The sequence below is a fragment of the Psychrobacillus sp. OK028 genome (assembly GCF_900103605.1).
Lineage (GTDB): Bacteria > Bacillota > Bacilli > Bacillales_A > Planococcaceae > Psychrobacillus.
The window spans coordinates 72,489-93,895 of record NZ_FNHY01000006.1; the positions used below are offsets into that span (position 1 = coordinate 72,489).

A 21,407-nucleotide genomic window follows, 5' to 3' on the forward strand; every position below is an offset into this window, starting at 1 on the left:
AATGAAGCTTAAACAAAAGATATTAATGATATCTATCATCCCTTTGCTACTATCCGCTTGTATAATCGGCTATAACATAATTCAGCTATCTTCGATAAAATCCTCTACGGAAGAAATTGTGGAAGCTTTAGTTAAAGTAGAAGAATTAAATAGTTCAGCAAAAAGCTTACAGAAATCATTGAGTGCATACTCCCTCAACATCTCTGAAAGCAATAAAAACGACATAGAGGTCGATATAGCATCAACCAAATCCATAAATGATCAGCTAGCTTCTTCCTTAACAACTAAGGAGCAGAATCAGCTCAATGCGAGTATTTCTAAGAAATACGACGAAATATTAAGCTATTCCAATCAAGCAATGAAGGAAGAAAACCTTGCGGAGATAAAAAGACAATCTACACGTACAAAAGGTCTTATTAATGATGTTATTCAATTAAAACGAAACATAACTGCTGAATATTCCATGATGCAAAGTAATTTACAAAATAAGATTGATGGCATTATTTCCGTTTCAATTATTTTAGTAATTCTTTTACTAGTTGGTAGTATTGCATTGGTTATTTTATTTACAAATAGAATCGTTCGACCAATCCGTGCCATTACTAAAAATGCAGAAGAAATCGCAAATGGTAACCTGGCAGTCGAGATAGTACAGGTTAAAACCCGTGATGAAGTCGCTACACTACAAAAATCCTTTGAACAAATGACATTGAATTTAAGAGAAGTCATTACGCATGTCTCTGATAGTTCAAACCAAGTAGCTGCTTCAGCCGAGGAATTAATGGCAAGTGCAGATGAAACAATGAAAGGAACAGAATTGATATCCACTTCCATTCAACAGGTTTCCGAAGGAGCAGAACATCAAACAAATATGGCGCAGGAATCGGCTCGTTCTGCTGAAGAAAGCTCTACTGCAGTTACTCTAATCGCAGAAAAAGCGAAAGAAACAATGGAGATAACGTTCGCAACGAACGAGAAAACTATGCAAGGATCTGCTTTTGTTCAAGATACAGTAGCCCAGATGAGATTGATAAATGAAGCTGTATTAGAAACGGACATGGCACTTGTTACGCTCAATGAACGCTCCAAAGAAATTGTTAATATCCTTAAGCTAATCACCGATATTGCCGACCAAACGAACCTCTTGGCCTTAAATGCAGCCATTGAAGCGGCTCGTGCTGGCGAAGCTGGTAAAGGCTTTGCAGTGGTCGCAGATGAGGTAAGAAAACTCTCAGAACAAACTAGAAAATCAGTCTCTGACATTTCCGATATCGCTACAGAAATTGAAATAGAAACGAAGAAAACAGTTACATCCATCACTGGGGTAAAGGAAAAAGTTGACTCAGGACTTACGATTGCACATAATACCGAAGTTACTTTCCAGGAAATTCTAACATCTGTAGAACAAGTGAAGGAACAAGTCGGAGATATTTCATCTATAACAAATAACATCCATAAAATTGTAAAAGACGTTTCAAGCCATGCTAATAATATGTCTACGGTAGCAAGCGACACATTTGATAGTTCATCTTCTGTGGCTGCGGCTTCAGAGGAACAGCTAGCATCCATGGAGGAAGTAACTGCAGCTGCCATTTCTTTAGCTAACCTTGCAGAGGATTTACAAGTACGAGTATCTAAATTTAATATTTAACGTAATAATCCCTGTGTATAAATTACATACACAGGGATTTTTTAATTATGCCATTCAACCAATTTAGTACTGATATTTTACAGTAACGGTTGCAGTTATAGAAATTTTCCCCTGCTCAATTGGCGTTCCTCCCTGCGAACTAGCCATCGATAACATTTTATAATGTATTGGCTCATTATGCTGCTCTTCAACGATGGAAACTGGTTGTGGATATAATGCAAGCTTCATCGTCTGTGCAATGGTTTGGGCTTTTATTTGGGCATCTTGAAGAGCCCGCTGCAGTGCCTGTTGATAAACAAGCTCTGGATTATCTACCCCAAACTTAATAGACGATACACTATTAGCACCACTGGCCACCGCACTGTCGATTACAATACCAGCTTTTTCAATATCATTCATTTTAACAGTAATAGCATTCGTAACCTCGTAACCTCTAAAAACTTGTTTTCCGTCTATAAAATCATATTGAGGAAAGATATTATAGGCAGCTGTTTGTATATTTTCCCTCGGAATATTTAACTCCAACAAGGATTGAATAACACGATTCATAATTTGTGCATTTTCTGCCTGAGTTTGTTGTAGCTCTTTTCCTTCCTTCCTTACTTCTACTTGGATTTGAACATAGTTTGGAGAGACCTCTATCACCCCACTACCAGTTACGGTGATTACTCTCACCATAGGAACTGAAAGTGATGGAATACTTGAATACAACATCTAATTACCACCTTTTATATGTTATTTCTACTCAATCCGTATTCATCACATATAACAATAACCTTCATAAAATAAGACATAATGACTTTTTTGCGTAAAGGAGTATGGAAAAGTGAAAGAATCGAAGGTCCATTTAGTTTCTGCAGCCCTGAAAAAGAATAACAGCCAAAAGCATTTTTATACCAATCACCATATAGAATTTCTAGAAGAACAATCATCCGTAAATCAACTGCTATTGAACTCTGTTTCCCAATTGGACCAATCGAGTAAAACCATTTTACGTGAATTACATGATCAACGCGTAATTCTCGATAAGTTAAATACAAACCACAGATACGATTATGGGAACATCAAAAAAATACTCCTCAATTTTGCACATACATCAAAAGAAACCAAGTCACATTTACAAAAAGTTAGCCAAACACTTCAAGCAATAAATGTGCATTGGGATAACCAGTCTGAATTTAACGAGGTAACAGATGCCCGAACGGAAAATTTAGAGAAAGCATTAAAAAATTTGCAAGGAAGTGTGAATAGACAACGAAATTTCCTTAATAATTTAGCCATTACACAAAACAATTTTTTCGAAAATATCAAAGGTCAATTTGACCAACGCGAACTACAATCTGATGCCCAAACGAAAACAATAGAAGATGTACTAGAGGAACAAAAGCGGTTTTTTACTATAATATCGAAAAACTTGGAAGAACAGAACCTTTTGCATGATTTAATCTTAAATCAGTTCAAAGAGCAAAAAGCATTTAATAGTCGATTGAGTGAGAAACTGGAGCTTTCTGATGAAATGGATGAATTAATATTGGAAGAAATCCAACTTCAAATGACACAGCAGGATGATATTTACAATTACTTACAAGATAGCCTTAATAGACAGCAAGGTTTTTTGCTTCAATTATCAGATAACCAAAATCGGCAACTTGAAAAAGTTAAGATTAGCCTAGAAAATATAAAAGAAGCGAAGACACAACAGATGGAAGCCTTATTAGAAGTAAAAGAAAGCATAGAAAAATTATTGTAGCACACGCTGTCCACAGGGATTAAGCAATTTTAGTATAAAATAACTTATGCCCTAACTCTTTTACCAAACTATATAGCAATCAACAACAGCATTATAAAGTACAAAAATCTCAAAATAAGTTCAGTACATTTTTAAAAAAAGAGACCCAGTGAATATAATTCACCAGGTCTCTATATTTAGTGTCGCATTTTAGTTTAGAACTTTTACCGTTACTGTTTTACGTCCCCAATTGAGTGCTTCCTGTTTGGTTGGTATAAAAATATCTATTTTATTTCCTTTTATAGCACCGCCAGTATCACCAGCAATTGCTTCTCCATAGCCCTCAACCCATACTTTTGATCCTAAAGGAATTACGTTTGGATCAACAGAAATAACTTTCTGGTTTGGATTTGCTTTTAAGTTAATACCGGTAGCTGTAATTCCAGAACAGCCTGCACATGAAGCTGTATATGCAGTAGCAGTCATCGTCAGCTCTTTCGCAACATTAGCCTGTTTATTAGATTCTACTTTTGAAACTGGTGCTGCAGAAGTAACTGAAGTAGTAGCAGCTGCACTTACCTTAGGTTGTATAACCTTTGAGCCTTCAATCACTAATTTATCTCCAGGTATGATCAAATCACTAGTTAGCTGATTGTTCGCCATTAATTGTGCTACTGTAATATTATGTTTTTCTGCAATATTAAATAATGTATCTCCTGAAACAACTACATACGTTTCCACTGCTTCCTCGACTTTTAATTGTTGAGATGGATATATAATCGTTGAATCGAGGTCGTTCCATTGTTGTAAATCTTGAACACTAACATTCTCTGCTTGAGATATAGACCATAGTGTATCACCTTTTTCTACCGTATGAACGCTTGATGCAGATGCTTGTCCTGCTGCTCCTACTGATAGTGTTACGATTGCGGTTAGTGCAATAATGTGTTTTTTCATAAAATGAATTTCCTCCTTTTCACTAACGAGTTTCATCATACCACCTAGACATGACAGAACCATTGCAATTCTATTAGAAGAAAATATCATTTAAATGACAGCATTCGACACAATGCAACATTTGTAATATTACTTCCTCTGCAATCTATTCTAACGATAGCAAATAGACTCATATGTATTTTTGAATTTTGTTGAAATTCCAGCGAACTACTCAGTTAAATTTCCCAAAATTACTTCTGATGATTCGTAAAACGTTTCAGACCTTAAGAAACGGGAAAACGAATGCTAAGGAGGCGTTGAAAATGCCATGGAATAATAATGATTATCCCGATTCTATGAAAAACTTGGACGCAGATGTACGAGACAAAGCCATTGAAATTGCCAATGCATTAATAAAGGATAATTATGAGGAGGGTCGAGCCATATCCATTGCTACATCTCAGGCCCGCAAAGCAATACATGGTGACGAAGAGAAGCGTGTCACATACGAAGTGATTTCTCGTGAAACCGACTGGGTGCTAAGAAAGACAGATGGAAGACGCGCCATTTTAGTAGAGGATACAAAAGAAGATCTATTAGTAAAAGCAAAACCATATGTGAATGAACAAAATGGAATACTCAACATTTACGAGGAAGACGGCTCGTTACAGGATACTTTATATGAATAATTAATAAGTGTAAGAACGCAAAACTCCCGAAGTCTCAACTTCGGGAGTTTTTTACGTTAGTTTCAAGAAAATCGCTCTCGTATTCGTTGTAAATACTCACGCTAAAACTAAAATAATCATATATGTCAATAGCCAAACTTTTAGCCCATCAAACTAATTCACCTCATTTGTTAAACATATCAAGGTTATTCATTCGCATCATCACCCCCCAATGTTTAATGAAGCGAGTTACTTTTTTCCTTCAAAATTACTATTGAAATTAATATAATTATAATATATTATATCCCTATTAGTTTAGTTGGAATTAAAGGGAGGTTGTTTATTTGGTACAAATGATTATTACTGGATTGTTGTGCGGCGCTTTGCTTGGCTTTGTCATGCAACGTGGAAGATTTTGTTTAACTGGCGGCTTTCGTGATATGTATCTAACGAAAGACAATCGTATGTTCTATGCATTACTTATTGCCATTGCAGTTCAAAGCGTAGGTGTTTATACACTCGTGGCACTTGAAGTCATTCAACCTAATACAGGTACTTTACCATTATTTGCAATTATTTTAGGGTCATTTATATTTGGTATTGGAATTGTGTTAGCCGGTGGTTGCGCTACCGGAACTTGGTACCGGGCTGGAGAAGGGTTAATTGGAAGTTGGATCGCATTAGCTGGATATATGTTAATGAGCGCAATTATGAAAACTGGTCCACTCAGTCCCTTAAACCAAAACATTCAACAGTCTCAATTACCATCGAATTCTATGGCAGATACTCTCGGTATAAACGTATGGTTTTTAATTGCACTTTTACTAGCTGTGGTAGGATGGATTATTTATAAAGAAGTTACAAAACCAAAAGTAGTTATTCCAACACTTAAGCCCAAAAAACAGGGGTTGGCACATATTTTATTCGAAAAGCGTTGGCATCCATTTGTCACTGCGGTATTAGTTGGACTTATCGCAATTCTTGCTTGGCCATTAAGCTCTTCAACTGGTCGAATTGCAGGATTAGGTATTACTACTCCTTCTGCAAATATACTACAGTTTTTAACTACAGGAGATATGGCGTTTATTAACTGGGGCGTATTTTTAGTACTTGGTATTTTGGTAGGATCATTTGTTGCCGCTAAAGCAAGCAGTGAGTTCCGTTTTAGAATGCCTGATGTAAAAACTGGATTAACCAGTTTTACTGGGGGTAACTTAATGGGATTCGGAGCAAGCTTGGCAGGTGGTTGCTCCATCGGGAACGGGTTGGTGATGACGGCTCTAATGACTTGGCAGGGTTGGATCGCATTGATCTTCATGATTCTTGGTACATGGACAGCTGTTTACTTCGTCTTCATTCGTGGGAGAAAAGAAAAAAATAGCAATTCTACTGTACAAACAAGTGTAACAACAGCATAAAGAAGGAGTGTCAATACATGAAAAAAGTATTAGGAGTCATGGGAATGGTTTGTCCCTTCCCGTTAGTAGAAGCAAAAGAAGCAATCTCAGGGCTAAGCTCAGGAGATGAACTAGTGATTGAATTTGATTGCACACAAGCTACGGAAACAATTCCACGCTGGGCTGCGGAAGAAGGGCATAACGTTACTAACTATGAACAGGTTGGTGATGCCGCTTGGACGATCACTGTTCAAAAGAAATAAGAAAAGCGTAAGCGCTTATTAGCCTCTGGTATCCTTTACCCAAATTCTATGGCGACTAGATTGGCTAGCTGCCAGAGTCTAGACAATACTGATTAAAAAGCATAAACTTTGTGTTTTTTTAAAACTTTCGAGCCTTCCTACATTCCATTATGTAGGAAGGCTCTCTTTAAGAAATAAATTGAGTTATTTTCTAATCATTTAGGTTCTTGCACTGCGCCCCTCAAAATCTGTCTCGATTGCCTGTTTCCATGTACGATTTATTTTTTCTCCTTTACGATATGAAGTCACCACTTCACTGACAGCCTCATACCCTGTTACTTTTATGTATTTTGTATATTTTATTATCTCACAAACAAAACCCATCTTAAACAAACGCATAAGATGGGTTTAACTCAGAAGCTCTATTTTAAATAAAAGAGACCACCATTTATAATCTCTATTTTTATTCTTGGTTCGTATTGTTGTTGAAGTGCTTTTTTCTCCATCTCGTAACACTCTGGCTTTTCATCTACTCCCTCATAGAAGAATTCCAGTACGCGTATATCTCGCTGCCACCTTTTTTTCGCCTGATCGGCCCAGGAATGATCGTCCTGTTGGATGAGATTTTCTACTACTCCATCTAATCGCTCTAAACCTCGAATCGGTTTGATAATATAAGGTAATAAGAATGCATTTTGGGGCTTTGCGGGAGTAATATTCATATCGCCTAAGGTAGCATGAAAATCCTTAGTGATATGGCCATTCATCAGATTAACACCTAAAGAATGGAGCATTTCCTTCGTCTGATTGCTGTAATAGGAAATTTTATAATTCACACCTAGCCATGGAGTTAAAATAGGACGGTTAATTTTTTCATCCACCTGCTCAAACATTTCTATAAATGCGCCCATTTCATGGGTAGCTTGAAACAGTTGTCCGAGCCGCGGTGATCCGAAATAGACCAATTCTCCCCTAACGTTATCGTTCAGCTTTGTTTGGTCAGTTATTAAAGTTAGCTGCGTTGGATTGGGTACCCCTCCTGTTGTTTCTACGTACTGCCAATAATAAGGTCTATTCATAATTCGTTTATCCATGTCAATCGTGAGCTGAACAGTAAGATAATGATCCGTATCAACTACAATCTCACAATTATTTTCAGAGAAAAAAGTACGTAAATATTGTTGAACCTGCTGCGGATACATTTAAATCCTCCTTTGCATATACCAACTAAATTGTTTGTTTGAATGCGGACAATATATCATCTAAATCACCTACAACTTTTTCAAAAACATCAATTTTTTTGTATAGCAGCTGTAAAATATCTATTTCAATCGTATTTTCAATGGCCAAATTATAAATATGAACGTCATGTTCTTGACCTAACCGGTGCACACGTCCTATTCGTTGCTCCAGCTTCATCGGGTTCCAAGGCAAATCATAATTGATGACATGATGACAGAATTGAAGATTAATCCCTTCCCCACCAGATTCCGTAGCTATTAATACTTGAGCATGCTCCTTGAATAAATGCTTCATCCAGTCTCGCTTGTTTTTATTAAATTTCCCATTAAAAAGTACGCTTGTAATACCTTTTGTGTGCAAATACCACTGCAGATATGCTTGACTTGCTTTATATTCTGTAAAAATGATCACTTTATCTTTTGCCCGTGAAATTATTTCGTATGTTTTTTCTGCTTTGGAATTTATTTCTAAAGCCATTAATTTCTGCATAACATTTTCTACAGAAGCGTTTTCCTCTGGATTAGTGCAGTTTTGCCTCATTTTGTTTAATGTAAGAAATGTAGCTTCCTTACTACTACACATTTCCTTCTGGAGTGTAATCATCGAAAAGGCACCTGAAAATACAGGAGAGATATTCTTTAGGTTCATAATCATTTCATACACTTCTTTTTCCTCGTTAGTGAACTGTATTGGGAGAATATTCACTTGGCGATTCGTCCACTCAATTCCGGTGTCCTGTCTACGATTCCGCACCATTACTTGGTTTACTAGTTCCTTCAAATAGTCATCATGCTCTAAATCATGTTTGCTAGCAGAAAACGCAGACTGGAATGCTTCAAAATTCCCGAGATGACCGGGCTTTAGCAAAGAAATTAAGTTAAATAGTTCAAACACATCATTTTGTACAGGTGTTGCTGTTAACAACAAGCAAAATTTCTTCTTTAAACTTTGCACAAACTCATAGATTTTGGTTTTGTGGTTTTTTAACTTATGTGCCTCATCAATAATAATCATGTCATAATCCTGTTCAAAGATAAGCTCTCGATGAGGACTTTTTTTAGCAGTATCCATACTTAGAACGACCACATCACAAAGTTCTAATGGAGTATTTTTCTTATAGGGTACAGCCGGTATATAAAACTTATAATGGAGCTCCTCCAACCATTGATTGATCAGTGAAGCGGGAGCTAATATTAGAGCTTTCTTTACTAATCCTCGAACAAGATATTCCTTTAATATCAAACCTGCCTCAATTGTCTTTCCAAGTCCCACCTCATCTGCCAAAATTGCTTTCCCATTCATTCGTTCAATAACGGTTTCTGCAACTTGTAGTTGATGTTCAAGCGGTTTTAAACTGGTCAAATACTTAGGAGATTGTAAACCAGTAAATTCCGTGATTAAATTATTTTTGGCAATATCATAACTCATATTATAAAGTGTCCAGTTATCCCACGGTTCAACGTTTTCTAATCGTTTAGCGAAACCTTCAGCCCATTCCGAAGATCTTTCTATAATCATTTCCATCACCTCATATTACTTTTCCTTAGGTTGTCCCAAAAAAAGAAGTGTATGATTGACAGGAGGAAATAATGAAAAAGAATTTTAATACTTTCTAAAAAAAACATTGCCTTTCTTGTAGATTATGCTATATAATATAAAAGTCGCAAATGATTTGGAATTAATTCATCCAAATAATATTTTACTTCGGAGGAATACCCAAGTTCGGCTGAAGGGATCGGTCTTGAAAACCGACAGGCGGGTCATACCGCGCGGGGGTTCGAATCCCTCTTCCTCCTCCATTTTAATTTTAATGATGATAGTAGTAATTTCTTATTGTCGCGGGTGGAGCAAATCGTCAAACGAAGATGACGATTAACACCGATGCAGGCGTTAGCCGAAGCAGGTGTCCAATTTTTTCGAGCGTAGTATCATCGTGTTTGTAAGTATAATAACGTCGCGGGGTGGAGCAGTGGTAGCTCGTCGGGCTCATAACCCGAAGGTCGCAGGTTCAAATCCTGTCCCCGCAACCAAATGGTCCCGTGGTGTAGCGGTTAACATGCCTGCCTGTCACGCAGGAGATCGCCGGTTCGATCCCGGTCGGGACCGCCATTTTTTGATTTATTGAGATTTGCGATGCGTCGCTTAGCATAACTCTCGTTTGAGATTTGTGATAAGCAAGAAGTTCGAGGAAGCAATTGAGTGAGGAAAGGAGCGTACTAAAGTACGTGACTGACTGAACGAATGCAGCTGACAAAGAAATTCGCCGCTTAGCATAAATCGATGTTGGCTCAGTAGCTCAGTCGGTAGAGCAAAGGACTGAAAATCCTTGTGTCGGCGGTTCGATTCCGTCCTGAGCCACCATATTATGCGGGTGTAGTTTAGTGGTAAAACCTCAGCCTTCCAAGCTGATGATGAGAGTTCGATTCTCTTCACCCGCTTCCGAATATAAGAAGACCTATTGATGTAAGTATCAATAGGTCTTTTTTTGTTTATTTTTTGCGAGCTTCTGCTTCATCTAAAATTTCTCTTCGGAATCCTTCAATACTCTCTTTTCGATGCTTATTCTTTTCTCGGATAGCTTCTCGATTATTTCCGCTCGTGTGCTCCATTGCTTCTTCGGCAGCCTCCATATTCTCCTTCGTATTACTCACCATTTTCTTTAATTTTTTCACATTATCTGAGCGGTCATCTGGATTTGGTCTATTGTTTTGAGACATTTAAATTCCTCCTTAATTTTTATCACACAATTTTTATCGTCCCCTATCTCGTCTAAATTATTCGAAGGTTTTATATTTCTTTTATTCTTTGGAATAATATTTACCAAATAGGACAAGATATTAGGAGAATATGATGAAGGGCGGTAATGACTATTACTACGGAATGGTTTGACAGAGTAACAGAGGAGCTACAAGATCATTTGAACTCTATTTGTGAAGAGTATGACCAAGTCGGTCATATGAATATTAATCGCGCTTCTAAACATCCGAGGATCGAGTTTTTTGTAAGTACAGAAGAGGATGAAAGAGACTATTTTTGTACAATACTATTTGATCCATATAACGAAGAATTCTATGTAGAAAGCTTCGATGTCGAACTACACCAGCCTACGAGAATAATTTTAGATGATATTACTGATATTGTAGAAGCAGTTCATGAAAGCTTTCATGAGTTTTTGATGGATAACAGCGACCGTGAATTGGTTTATGTGGAAGATGACGCTGATGACGAAATGACCGTGGAAGAAATTGATGTAGAGTGGGAAACTCCTGAAGTCACAGCATTTTTAAAAGACGATGAAATTGAAGTAACGTATCAGTTTGGTGTGGACATTTCAAATGGCGATGGTGTGCTCCGTAGAGTGAATCGTATTTGGACGGATGACGAGGAAATCGAGGATGAAACTACCTTTACGTTCAAAAAAGATGAAGCCAGTACTATTATCGCAATGATTGCTAGCCATATGGATAGATTGGTTGGATACGATGAAACGCTAGACATTTAAAACTAAAATACATCTCCAGTTAGGCAATTTGCCGGTTGGAGGTGTTTTATTATGTTCAAAACTAATCAACTAAGAGAGATAATCTGATAAAATAAGAGTAATAAGAATTGGAATGGAGAACATACCTTGAAAACCTTTAAAAAAATGTACATAGAAATTACTAGTGTTTGTAATCTTGCTTGCAGCTTTTGCCCACCGACAAGTAGAGCAAAGAATATTCTCAAACTGGATGCATTTAATAAAACGTTAGATCAGATTCGACCACACACAAAATATATTTATCTTCATGTTAAGGGTGAACCACTCCTACATCCGAGGGTTGACCAATTATTGGATGCTAGTCATGAGAAGGGTTTTAAAGTAAATATCACGACAAACGGTACGCTTATCAATAAAAATAGACATAAATTGTTAGGTAAACCAGCACTACGTCAGATTAACTTCTCTTTACATAGTTTCGATGGTCACGAAGGTTCCGAAAATCGCGAGAAATATTTAGGAGATATTTTGGATTTTGTACGAGAAGCTAAAGAACATAATATTATCATTTCCTATAGATTATGGAATTTACAGAAAGACCAGGTTTCAGAAGTTGCACAACGTAGAAACCGGGAGACGCTGGAAATAATTGAAAAAGAATATAATCTAGACTTTAAAATCGAAGAAAAAGTACAACCAGGTAAAGGCATCAAAATAGCTCATAATATATACTTGAACCAGGATCATGAGTTTCAATGGCCGAGTTTGTTTGCACCAGAGGATGATGGGAAAGGATTTTGCCACGCTCTCCGAAACCAAGCGGCTATTCTAGTGGATGGAACCGTTGTACCATGCTGTTTAGATGGAGAAGGCGTCATTGACTTAGGTAATATTCATAACGATTCGTTCTCAGACATTATTGAGAGTGAACGAGCGAATAACTTGTATGACGGATTTACAAGAAGAGAAGCAGTAGAAGAAATGTGTAGAAAATGTGGATATAGACAAAGGTTTGGAGTTTAAAACACTACGTATAGAAACTAAGCAATGCAAATGGTAATATTAGATTTCGGAGAGGAGAGATATATATGGAATTTTTAACACTTAGCAATGGCTTGAAAATCCCTCAAATCGGCTTTGGGGTGTGGAAAGTGGATAACGAAACTGAGGCACCTGCTGCAGTTGCAGAGGCTCTTCGCGTGGGGTATCGTCATATTGATACAGCTGCGGTGTATAAAAATGAAGAAGGCGTAGCAAAAGGAATTATTGCTTCAGGAGTTCCGCGTGAGGATATCTTCCTTACTTCAAAAATTTGGAATGATGATATTCGTTCCGGTCGTACAAAAGAAGCCTTCCATGAATCACTTAACCGTTTACAAACAGATTACTTAGATTTATGCTTGCTTCACTGGCCAGTTGAAGGAATTGTAGAAGCTTGGCGCGCACTGATAGAGCTTTATGAAGAAGGAAAAATAAAAGCAATCGGTGTATCTAACTTCAAAGAACATCATCTTGATAAATTGCAGGAAGCTGGATTGATGACCCCTATGGTCAATCAAATTGAGTTACATCCACAACTGCCACAGCAAGAGTTTGTCGATTATTTAAGTAATAAAGGTATCCAGATAGAGGCTTGGAGCCCGTTGATGCAAGGGAAATTCATGGAGATTGACTTATTCCATAAATTGGCTGAGAAATATAGTAAATCTCCATCACAAATTGTTCTTCGGTGGCATTTACAGTTAGGACGGATTGCTTTACCAAAATCAGTTACACCTAGCCGAATTCAAGAAAATCTAGATGTTTTTGACTTTGAGTTATCCTCTGAGGATATGAACGCAATTACAGCACTAGCTACAAATGTGCGTATCGGTACTGACCCAGATAAAATTTAATTCTAATAGAAAATGTCGGAAGAAGTGTCTATACACTTCTCTCGGCGTTTTTTCATTTATTATTCTACCACGGATGAAAATGAAAAAATTGTCTTTCATTTATTCCCTGCTTCATTAATATTTCGTGGTAGATTCCAATTAAAATAAACGGATAATATCCTTAATATAACTATTACGATTAATAGGGAAAACGTGGCATATGGACCCCGTATGACATCTAGTCCTATAGCAAGACCCGCTAATACTGCCCATAATGCATAAATTCCCGAACGGAAAATCATCGGTTTTCGGCCTGCGAACACATCTCTTATCATCCCACCACCTGCACCTGTCATGGAAGCTGCAAGAATAACCGCAATTAGTGGAGCATCAATAGAAACAGCATAATTTGCACCTTGAATTGCGAATGACGCTAAACCAATGGCATCAAAAAAGACAACACAATTGTTCCAATTATAAATCCATTTTTTCGGCAATATATAAACTATGGTAATAGCCAAAAAAGCTATCTCGAATAAATAATCTTGTAACCAAAAGTTTTCAATTGGTATCCCAATTAAAAGATTACGAATAAGTCCGCCTCCGAATGCTGTAGTAAACCCTAAAAAGTAAATACCGAATATATCATAATCCTCTTCTACTGCGATAAGCACACCACTTATCGCAAAAGCGATGGTTCCAATGATGTTAAGAATATCCCATGTCAAAGCGATTCCCCCTTTTCTCATTGGACCGTTTGAATTGCAAAAAAATCGTTCAAAAGTAAATTTTGAACGACTCTACTGTTTTATTCTTGCATACTACAAACAACTTGTCCCACTGCTTTTGCTGCTACTAATAGTGCATCCTCGTCAATATCAAATTTTGGATGGTGGTTGAAAAATGGTTTTTCAACGCCTTTAGGTGTACAACCGATATAGAAGAAACAAGCTGGGAATTTTTCTGCATAATAAGCAAAATCTTCCGATGGTGCCATTGGTGGAACTTCTTTTACCTCTGTAATTTCTTTCACATTTGCATTTTTTAACGCTTCTGCCACTTTTTCTGTAAGTTCAGGATTATTGTATAAAGGTGGATAGTCTGGTGTATAAGTAAGATCACAAGTTACATCAAATTCTTCCTCTAGTCCTTTTACTAATCGTTTTATTTCTCTTTCAATTGTTTCTTTTGTTTGAGTAGTCATATAGCGGATATCACCTTCAAGCTCTACACTATCTTTTATCACATTAAATGTACCAGCACCATCAAACGAGCCAATTGTAATTACTCCTATTTCAAAGGGACTTAAACGGCGACTGATGACGGTTTGAACAGCAGTCACAAAATGAGCACCCGCCACAATTGCATCATTTGCTAGGTGAGGTGACGAACCATGGCCACCTCTTCCTTGTATTTTCAATTTCATATAAGCTCGTCCATTAAAAGCATAGCCTTTGTTGTAACCAACCATGCCAGCAGGAGCAATTGGTAATAAGTGAATGCCATACACTTCATCTAAATCATCCAATTGACCAGAATCTACTATACTTTTTGCTCCACCTGGTGGAACCTCTTCTGCATGTTGATGGATTATCTTAATCGTTCCAGATAACTCTGATTTCAACTGAATTAAGCAATCTGCTAACACTAATAAGTACGCTGTGTGCCCATCATGTCCGCAAGCATGCATGACACCCTCGTTTTTTGACTTAAACGGTACAGGTGTTTCTTCTACTATTGGAAGTGCATCAAAGTCTGCACGCAAACCAATTGTCTTTCCAGGTTTTCCACCTTTTATTGTTACAATAATTCCGTAACCATTTCCGACGTTTGTTTGTACATCGACGTCTTTTCCTTTGTAAAAGTCAGCAATATACTCGGCCGTTTTTTCTTCCTTAAATGATAATTCAGGATGTTCATGTAAAAAACGGCGAATTTGAATCATTTCATCTTTACGTTCATCCAACATTTTCATTAGTTTATCTTTCATAACGAACACGCTCCTTATTTAGCATCACTTTTACCAGCACTACTTGGGACCATGAAAATAATTGATAACAATGCGATGACTCCAAAGATTACATTGGCAATAATACCACCAGTTGCCGCTGCATCTACCCCACTTTGGGCTGCAATCATCGAATATACAGTAGCTGAAATCGCAACACCGAAAGCAGAACCGAGGGAACTTGCCATTTTATATATACCCGATGCTGCACCAATTTTATCGTCAGGTGCATTCGAAACCGCTGTGTCTGTAGATGGTGTTGCATAGATCCCTAACCCTAACCCAAACAACGCGAATCCTATAAATACAACAACTGTATAAGCAACATCTGGTAAGAATGTTAAGCCCATCACGCCAACACCGATAAGCGTCAAGACAGTACCCCAAAGCATAGGTTTTTTCGCACCAATTTTTTGGAGAATCTTTTCACCAACACGAATCATCGCAAGCACAGCAATTAGATAACCGATTGAAAGCATACCAGATTGAAAAGATGTAAAACCTCTTCCTTCTTGTACATACGTATTTGCAACAACAAGCGTTCCGGCGATAGCATTAAGCAAGAAGTTTGAAACTGTTGCACCAGTGTAAGGCGCGTTTTTGAATAATCCAAAATCGATTAGCGCATTCGATTTACCATTTTCAACTTTTATAAAGATAATCGCACCTATTAATGTGACAACTAACAGTGCAATCGTAATCCAGTTTGACCAACCTATTTCAGCACCTTGTGTGATGAAAACATTCAACGCTAACATTGTTATAATGAAGATAATTAGACCACTCACATCAAATTTAGAATCGCCAGTTTGTTTTGCTTTGCTTTCAGGCGTGTCTTTTAATAACCACAAAGCAAGAATTGCGATGATAATTGAGAAGATGAAAATCCATCTCCAACCCATATATGTTGCAATTGCTCCACCGAATAATGAACAAACACCTGATCCACCCCAAGAACCAATTGACCAGTAGCTAAGTGCTCTTTGGCGTTCAGCCCCTTCAAAATAGGCTTTCATCAAGCCAATCGTTGCCGGCATAATACAAGCAGCCGAAAACCCTTGAATTACCCGTCCAATAATGAGTAATGTCGAACCAGTTGCTAAAACTAAACAAAGTGAGCCAACAATACTTAAGATAAGTCCGATATTCGTCATTTTCTTCCGTCCGATTTTATCAGCAAGTCCACCAGCTGCAACTATAAAAATACCCGAAAACAGTGCAGATAAACTAATTGCAATGTTTAATATACCTGATGAAACTCCTAAATCCCCTTGAACTGCAGGAACTACGTTTACCATTGCTTGAGCAAATAACCAAAACGTTAATACCCCGAATACAATCCCTAAAATCATTTTATTTGTACCTTTGTAGGTTGTCTCCATAATTTTCACTCCTTGTTTTCTTATGTTTTATCTTGTGTAGAACTGATAACACTATACTTAAATACTCTCGAGTAGTTCTAATTACATTTGAAAAGCTTTCCTTGTGTATATTTTAATCTAGAAATTGCCTACCAAGCCTTGCCATTTTTGCTCAGTTCATATCTTTAGTTGGATAACATTCTGACATTGCTTAAAGGCAGGTACAAAATAGACGGTTAATTTTCTATCTAAAAAAGAAAGAATAGAAAAAAGCCATCGGTAAATGAGATTACCAATGACTCCTGCTGATTTATTGATTATTTGCTATACGTTTTACGGATATCAAAAAAATGAATGGCATTAATTGATAAGTATGAATAGAATGACCAATCACCCAAAATGGTCTCATCAAAGATTTGCATAGAAGGATGACTTAAACGATTAATATATTTTGTCACTTCTAAATCCACACCGTGTATACTACCTAAGTTTCCCCAGTTTTTATATAGAGCACCGTTGTCTTTATCGAATATATACTTTCGTATTTGATACTCCCCTGGCTTTAAATTCGAAATGTTTACTCGTATGTCTTTATTTAACTGCCTGAGGAAAGCATCTTCAATTGAAAAGTAAGGGTTTATATTAGTACAATTCATCAGTACTAACTGATAACCACCTTCATATTCCGTCAAGATATAATCTTCTCCTTGCGCAATAATATTACCAGATAATTTCTCGGCAAAAGCCATCGCGTGATAGGCGGGACGTTTCCCTTTAAAAAAATGGAATAATTCCATTCCTTCTAATTGAATACGATGGTGTTGATTACCAACCTCATGTAATTCGGTATTAATCCAAAATCCTAGCGACTCGACATCTTTTGAAATTTCTAATGCATTTTTCAGTACTAATGCGCCTCGAAAAAATGTTCCATTTGTGTATCGTGTATTTCCTGATAACGTATTCCAGGTTATTAAGTGGAGTGGCTTTTCCATGTGAAGCTGTTTTAAATAATTTCTCAATTTAGTTGTTTTTTCTTTAATATAATCTTTAGCAATTAAAAATCGATCATTTCTACTTTCTTCAAAATTGATTGCATTGTTTTGATTTGCATGATAGCCGATAAAATCAATATTTCCCGCTTTCTGTAGTAGCCAAGCGTGTTGCTCGCTCGACCTTTCTTTTTCTATTGAAAACGGTATATATACTCCAACGTTTATCTTCGGAACTATTTTTTTAATTGTCTGATGAAGCTTTTCATAAATACGTTGCAGCTCTTTCCCATCGACCGCAGAATAATAGGATTCATAGTAAAGAATATGCCATTTACTCAAATAAGACTCGCCATACGCTAATAAACAATGGCGTAAAAATGCTTTTAGTTTAGTGAAATACGCCTCTTCATCCATAGATATATCTTGATAATCAATACGGCTAAATATAGATAGGTCATGCTTCTTTAAAAAGTTAATAGCGAGATCTGCTGTAAAATAAGGAGACGAAGTCGAAATAAGCTCATCTGTTTCTACCGTCGGAAGAAATGTAGAATTACCTACTAAGTTTCTAACCCCTATGTAATTTAGGCGAAGTTCATCTTTTACCGCTAGTACCTGCTCTCTTACATCTTCTCTTAAAATCTCTTTTAGCTCTCGTATGATCAAAACATGATCTGGTCTATAAATTCTTTCCTGTATTGAAATAGACGTGTCTATAAATAATTCTTCATAACGGGTTTCGGTATTGCTATACGTATTATCTTTCTCCGTTAGTAACGAACCTATTTTTAAAAATATTTCGTTAGAATTCGTCAGTGTTTCTACATCTTCCTTTTGAATAAGCTCAATAGTATTCACTTTTTCTTCCACATGTTGATCGCGGTATACTTTAGGGGTTTCTCCGTAAATTTCTTTGAAAAACTTTGCAAATGATTTCGCATTTGGAAAACCATTTTTCATGGCAATGTAAGAGATTGAATCCGTTGTATAAAGTAAATCCTTCACACTGTGTTTCAATCGAATATTCATAAGAAATCGGCTAAAGCCCATACCCATAACTTTCTTAAAATATCGAGATAAATAACCAGGAGACACAAATGTTTTATCAGCCATCTCCTCTAAAGTTAGTGGCTCTTGAAAATGCTTCTCCAAATAATCCACGATTTGTATTATTCGTTGATCTTCCGTATCTATCTTTTCAAAAACACTACCTTCTTCCTTAAAGCGGCGTATAAGAATTAGGAGAACTTCACTGACAAGTCGTTGCATTTCTATGGCATAAATTTCGTCATTTCTAAAATAGGCTATTACCATTTCACCAAAGAATGTTCGAAGCTGGTCGAGTAAAACTTCTCTTCCCATATCAATATCTCCAGAAAAGCATTCAAAACGGCGATTGCGATACTCTCCGTAAAACTGATCCATATATGTGTCCGAGATGGTAAAACGTAGTACACTATTTTGTTTATTTCCTTGCATTTCAAAAAGTTCATTTCGATTAATGAGAAGTAAATCCTTATCCTTCAGTTGATAAATGCGGTTTCTTGTTTCAATCCTAAGTTCCCCGTCGATTACTAATATAAATTCGATTCCGCGATTTAATGAGGGAGCTACATAACCAATTTTTTGTACACGAAGATGGAAGTCCTTTTGTCTTTGATCCAAATAAGTCAGCCCCTCAGTTAATTTTTGTTTCTATATGTGAGATCTTTTCTATTATATCGCTTACAATTGAATATTTTGCAATATATGTTATAGTTCCTATCGTTTTAAACCATATTAAGGAGGCATCAAAAAAACGTCGAGAGGGGTTTTCTTATGAAAAATGGTACTCATCTAGGAGCTAATAAAAGAGGTTCTATGGCGAAACGACCAACTAGTAAGAAAGAAGAGATTTCTCTAGAGTTAGCCGAGTTAGGGTTTTTAATGCCGAAGCAAGGCTCAATGTCTCCAAATCGACGTGATATGAGTGAGAGGGATAGATCTTACTAAATCTAAGATGTCAAAAATGGACACAACAATGCGTTGTGTCCGTTTTTTGTATCGTTACTTTTTTCCTTTATTTTCCACTTAAACGTTTAATTTTTCATTATGATACACCCATTGTTGTAGTGGTTTTTGAAAGTGTGATATCATCCACCCCAAAATTTTTCCGATAAAATACGCCGCAACTAATGTTCCTATGCCTATTGATCCAAAGGTCTGTATAAAAACTAAACAAAGTGCAGCTGCGACAAGAACATTCAGTAAATCACCAGTAATTTTTGCTTTACTAAACTTTATTTTGAACCGTTCGCTAATAACATACGTAAGTGCATCATAGGGCATTAGTGGAAGTTTTGCAGTGAAATAACCGATTAATCCAGCCGAAACGATAAATAAACTAATTATTAAATATACACAGCGTATGACGATAGATTCAGGTGGTGGTAGTAATTGTACGAGGAATAATGTAGCGTCCATAAAGAATCCAAATACAAACGAAATAATTAGCTGAAGTATAAAATCTTTTAAATCAATACGTTTGTTTAACATAATTTGAACAATGATAAATAATACATTCGCAAGAACCGTGGTAATACCAATTGATAATCCTGACGTTAACACAAGTGCATAAGCTAAAGATGAAACAGGCGATACACCAAGTCCTGCCTGAATAGACAAACTAACACCAAGTGTCAAAAAAAATAAGCCACCTACGTATAAACCAAGGCGCTTCATAGTAACATTCTTATGATTCATAAGTAACTTCGCTTCCTTTTTTAATCTCCTATCAATCTTAACAGCTTATTTAAGATATGAAAAATATATAAATGGTAAACTATTCATACTTAAATACATATGACAGAGGTGTATAAATGGATATTCGACAATTACATTACTTTAGAGAAATTGTAAAACAGTCCAGTATTTCTAAAGCTGCAGAAGCACTTCATATCGCACAGCCACCACTCAGTCAACTCTTAAAAAAACTGGAAACAGAGCTTGGCACAACTTTAATCCATCGGTATCGTAAAAAATGGGAACTGACTGAAACAGGGGAGATATTATATCAATATGCGGATCAAATGATTATGCAAATGCAGGATGTGAAGCAAAGAATTCAAGAAGTAGAACTAGGTGTAGCTGGAACAGTACGTATCGGTGTTTCTTCCGCATGCTCGAATATGTTAATCGATTATATAAGCATGTATAGAACACATTTTCCAAACGTCAAAATCAGTATCATTAATGGTAATTCAGAAGAATTATTAAAAAGACTCGAGCAAAGAGAAATAGATTTGGCATTACTTTTACGCTTAAGTAATAGCGAGCACTATGAGATGAAAATGTTAAAAAAACAACCGTATGTCGTAATTGCCCCAACTAGCTGGGCAACATCATTTTCACACCAACACGTAACATTTAAACAAATTGCCAAACTACCTTTTATCATGTTGGGGGCAATGGAAGGACATTCTTTTCATGGAGATATACACAGAGCGTTTGAAGAACATCAAATAGAACCAAATATTATTATTGAGTGTAAGGATATATCCATGGTAGCTTCACTTGTCAGTAAAGGTTTGGGAGTATCTATCATTCCAAGTATGGATTACGCATCTACCTTCTTAGAAAATCTAACACTATTCGAATTAAATCAGTTTAGCCATAGCGTGGAGCCTGTTATCTTAAAATTAAAAGATGCACCTACATCAAAAGTAACCACTCAATTTTGGGATATAGTAGATTAAAAACAATATTTAAAGGGAAAAGTGAGCCTGGAAATATAACTCCAAGATCACTTTTCTATACAAACTTAAACATTAACTTAAAACATAGC

General features: G+C 36.6%; 20 protein-coding genes and 5 tRNA genes. 15 read left to right on the forward strand and 10 right to left on the reverse strand.

Annotated elements, in window-relative coordinates; translation table 11 throughout:
• Position 1: 1 nt before the first annotated feature.
• Positions 2 to 1,651 carry a methyl-accepting chemotaxis protein gene (locus BLR36_RS11430; RefSeq protein ID WP_093061872.1) on the forward strand — a complete coding sequence of 550 codons (1,650 nt, stop codon included), beginning with the start codon at positions 2 to 4 and terminating at the stop codon, positions 1,649 to 1,651.
• Positions 1,652 to 1,714: 63 nt separating this feature from the next.
• Here the strand turns inward: BLR36_RS11430 and BLR36_RS11435 are convergent, their stop codons facing one another.
• Positions 1,715 to 2,365 carry an SIMPL domain-containing protein gene (locus BLR36_RS11435; protein ID WP_093061873.1) on the reverse strand — a complete coding sequence of 217 codons (651 nt, stop codon included), beginning with the start codon at positions 2,363 to 2,365 and terminating at the stop codon, positions 1,715 to 1,717.
• Positions 2,366 to 2,477: 112 nt separating this feature from the next.
• On the opposite strand from BLR36_RS11435, the gene BLR36_RS11440 reads away from it, so the two are divergent.
• Positions 2,478 to 3,401 carry a hypothetical protein gene (locus BLR36_RS11440; protein WP_093061874.1) on the forward strand — a complete coding sequence of 308 codons (924 nt, stop codon included), beginning with the start codon at positions 2,478 to 2,480 and terminating at the stop codon, positions 3,399 to 3,401.
• Positions 3,402 to 3,590: 189 nt separating this feature from the next.
• On the opposite strand, the gene BLR36_RS11445 is transcribed toward BLR36_RS11440, so the two are convergent.
• Positions 3,591 to 4,337, reverse strand: coding sequence for a LysM peptidoglycan-binding and 3D domain-containing protein (locus BLR36_RS11445; RefSeq protein WP_093062047.1), 747 nt, complete (start codon positions 4,335 to 4,337; stop codon positions 3,591 to 3,593).
• Between the two features lie 302 nt (positions 4,338 to 4,639).
• Here BLR36_RS11445 and BLR36_RS11450 point away from each other — a divergent pair, with 302 nt between their 5' ends.
• From BLR36_RS11450 to BLR36_RS11460, 3 genes are all read left to right on the forward strand, one after another.
• Entirely contained in the window at positions 4,640 to 5,005 is a 366-nt protein-coding gene (locus BLR36_RS11450) for a DUF2188 domain-containing protein (RefSeq protein WP_093061875.1), read from the forward strand.
• A 332-nt stretch (positions 5,006 to 5,337) separates the two neighbouring features.
• Positions 5,338 to 6,402, forward strand: coding sequence for a YeeE/YedE family protein (locus BLR36_RS11455; RefSeq protein WP_305775338.1), 1,065 nt, complete (start codon positions 5,338 to 5,340; stop codon positions 6,400 to 6,402).
• A gap of 17 nt (positions 6,403 to 6,419) precedes the next feature.
• Entirely contained in the window at positions 6,420 to 6,644 is a 225-nt protein-coding gene (locus BLR36_RS11460; RefSeq protein WP_093061877.1) for a sulfurtransferase TusA family protein, read from the forward strand.
• Between the two features lie 401 nt (positions 6,645 to 7,045).
• Here the strand turns inward: BLR36_RS11460 and BLR36_RS11465 are convergent, their stop codons facing one another.
• Together BLR36_RS11465 and BLR36_RS11470 are read right to left on the reverse strand one after the other, a co-directional pair.
• Entirely contained in the window at positions 7,046 to 7,825 is a 780-nt protein-coding gene (locus tag BLR36_RS11465; RefSeq protein WP_093061878.1) for a YqhG family protein, read from the reverse strand.
• A gap of 25 nt (positions 7,826 to 7,850) precedes the next feature.
• Complete coding sequence (locus BLR36_RS11470) at positions 7,851 to 9,389, reverse strand: DEAD/DEAH box helicase (RefSeq protein ID WP_093061879.1); 1,539 nt, start codon at positions 9,387 to 9,389, stop codon at positions 7,851 to 7,853.
• 182 nt (positions 9,390 to 9,571) lie between these two features.
• Between BLR36_RS11470 and BLR36_RS11475 the strand changes: the two genes are divergently transcribed.
• The 5 genes from BLR36_RS11475 (at position 9,572) to BLR36_RS11495 (ending at position 10,303) form a co-directional block, all read left to right on the forward strand.
• Positions 9,572 to 9,664: transfer RNA gene (locus BLR36_RS11475), tRNA-Ser, on the forward strand.
• 156 nt (positions 9,665 to 9,820) lie between these two features.
• Positions 9,821 to 9,895: transfer RNA gene (locus BLR36_RS11480), tRNA-Met, on the forward strand.
• 3 nt (positions 9,896 to 9,898) lie between these two features.
• Positions 9,899 to 9,974, forward strand: a tRNA-Asp gene (locus BLR36_RS11485).
• A gap of 176 nt (positions 9,975 to 10,150) precedes the next feature.
• A tRNA-Phe gene (locus BLR36_RS11490) sits at positions 10,151 to 10,226 on the forward strand.
• Between the two features lie 6 nt (positions 10,227 to 10,232).
• Positions 10,233 to 10,303 (forward strand) — tRNA-Gly (locus tag BLR36_RS11495).
• Positions 10,304 to 10,354: 51 nt separating this feature from the next.
• Here BLR36_RS11495 and tlp read toward each other — a convergent pair.
• The gene (gene tlp / locus BLR36_RS11500) at positions 10,355 to 10,582 is read right to left on the reverse strand and encodes a small acid-soluble spore protein Tlp (protein ID WP_093061880.1); all 228 of its coding nucleotides are present in this window, start codon (positions 10,580 to 10,582) and stop codon (positions 10,355 to 10,357) included.
• A gap of 152 nt (positions 10,583 to 10,734) precedes the next feature.
• On the opposite strand from tlp, the gene BLR36_RS11505 reads away from it, so the two are divergent.
• From BLR36_RS11505 to BLR36_RS11515, 3 genes are all read left to right on the forward strand, one after another.
• Positions 10,735 to 11,367, forward strand: coding sequence for a hypothetical protein (locus BLR36_RS11505; RefSeq protein ID WP_093062048.1), 633 nt, complete (start codon positions 10,735 to 10,737; stop codon positions 11,365 to 11,367).
• 126 nt (positions 11,368 to 11,493) lie between these two features.
• Positions 11,494 to 12,369 carry a radical SAM/SPASM domain-containing protein gene (locus tag BLR36_RS11510; protein WP_093061881.1) on the forward strand — a complete coding sequence of 292 codons (876 nt, stop codon included), beginning with the start codon at positions 11,494 to 11,496 and terminating at the stop codon, positions 12,367 to 12,369.
• Between the two features lie 65 nt (positions 12,370 to 12,434).
• On the forward strand, positions 12,435 to 13,241 hold the full coding sequence (locus tag BLR36_RS11515) for an aldo/keto reductase (protein ID WP_093061882.1): 807 nt from the start codon (positions 12,435 to 12,437) through the stop codon (positions 13,239 to 13,241).
• Between the two features lie 95 nt (positions 13,242 to 13,336).
• On the opposite strand, the gene BLR36_RS11520 is transcribed toward BLR36_RS11515, so the two are convergent.
• The 4 genes from BLR36_RS11520 to BLR36_RS11535 form a co-directional block, all read right to left on the reverse strand.
• A complete protein-coding gene (locus BLR36_RS11520) occupies positions 13,337 to 13,948 on the reverse strand; it encodes a trimeric intracellular cation channel family protein (RefSeq protein ID WP_093061883.1) in 612 nt (203 codons plus the stop codon).
• A gap of 80 nt (positions 13,949 to 14,028) precedes the next feature.
• Entirely contained in the window at positions 14,029 to 15,210 is a 1,182-nt protein-coding gene (locus BLR36_RS11525; RefSeq protein WP_093061884.1) for an amidohydrolase, read from the reverse strand.
• A 14-nt stretch (positions 15,211 to 15,224) separates the two neighbouring features.
• On the reverse strand, positions 15,225 to 16,613 hold the full coding sequence (locus BLR36_RS11530; protein WP_305775339.1) for an MFS transporter: 1,389 nt from the start codon (positions 16,611 to 16,613) through the stop codon (positions 15,225 to 15,227).
• 293 nt (positions 16,614 to 16,906) lie between these two features.
• Positions 16,907 to 19,249 carry a helix-turn-helix domain-containing protein gene (locus BLR36_RS11535; protein ID WP_093061886.1) on the reverse strand — a complete coding sequence of 781 codons (2,343 nt, stop codon included), beginning with the start codon at positions 19,247 to 19,249 and terminating at the stop codon, positions 16,907 to 16,909.
• 153 nt (positions 19,250 to 19,402) lie between these two features.
• On the opposite strand from BLR36_RS11535, the gene BLR36_RS18835 reads away from it, so the two are divergent.
• On the forward strand, positions 19,403 to 19,576 hold the full coding sequence (locus BLR36_RS18835) for a hypothetical protein (RefSeq protein WP_175454059.1): 174 nt from the start codon (positions 19,403 to 19,405) through the stop codon (positions 19,574 to 19,576).
• Positions 19,577 to 19,654: 78 nt separating this feature from the next.
• Here the strand turns inward: BLR36_RS18835 and BLR36_RS11540 are convergent, their stop codons facing one another.
• Positions 19,655 to 20,326 (reverse strand): YczE/YyaS/YitT family protein, encoded by a 672-nt coding sequence (locus BLR36_RS11540; RefSeq protein ID WP_093061887.1) that lies wholly within the window; start codon positions 20,324 to 20,326, stop codon positions 19,655 to 19,657.
• A 116-nt stretch (positions 20,327 to 20,442) separates the two neighbouring features.
• Between BLR36_RS11540 and BLR36_RS11545 the strand changes: the two genes are divergently transcribed.
• Positions 20,443 to 21,318 (forward strand): LysR family transcriptional regulator, encoded by an 876-nt coding sequence (locus tag BLR36_RS11545; RefSeq protein ID WP_093061888.1) that lies wholly within the window; start codon positions 20,443 to 20,445, stop codon positions 21,316 to 21,318.
• Positions 21,319 to 21,407 lie beyond the last annotated feature (89 nt).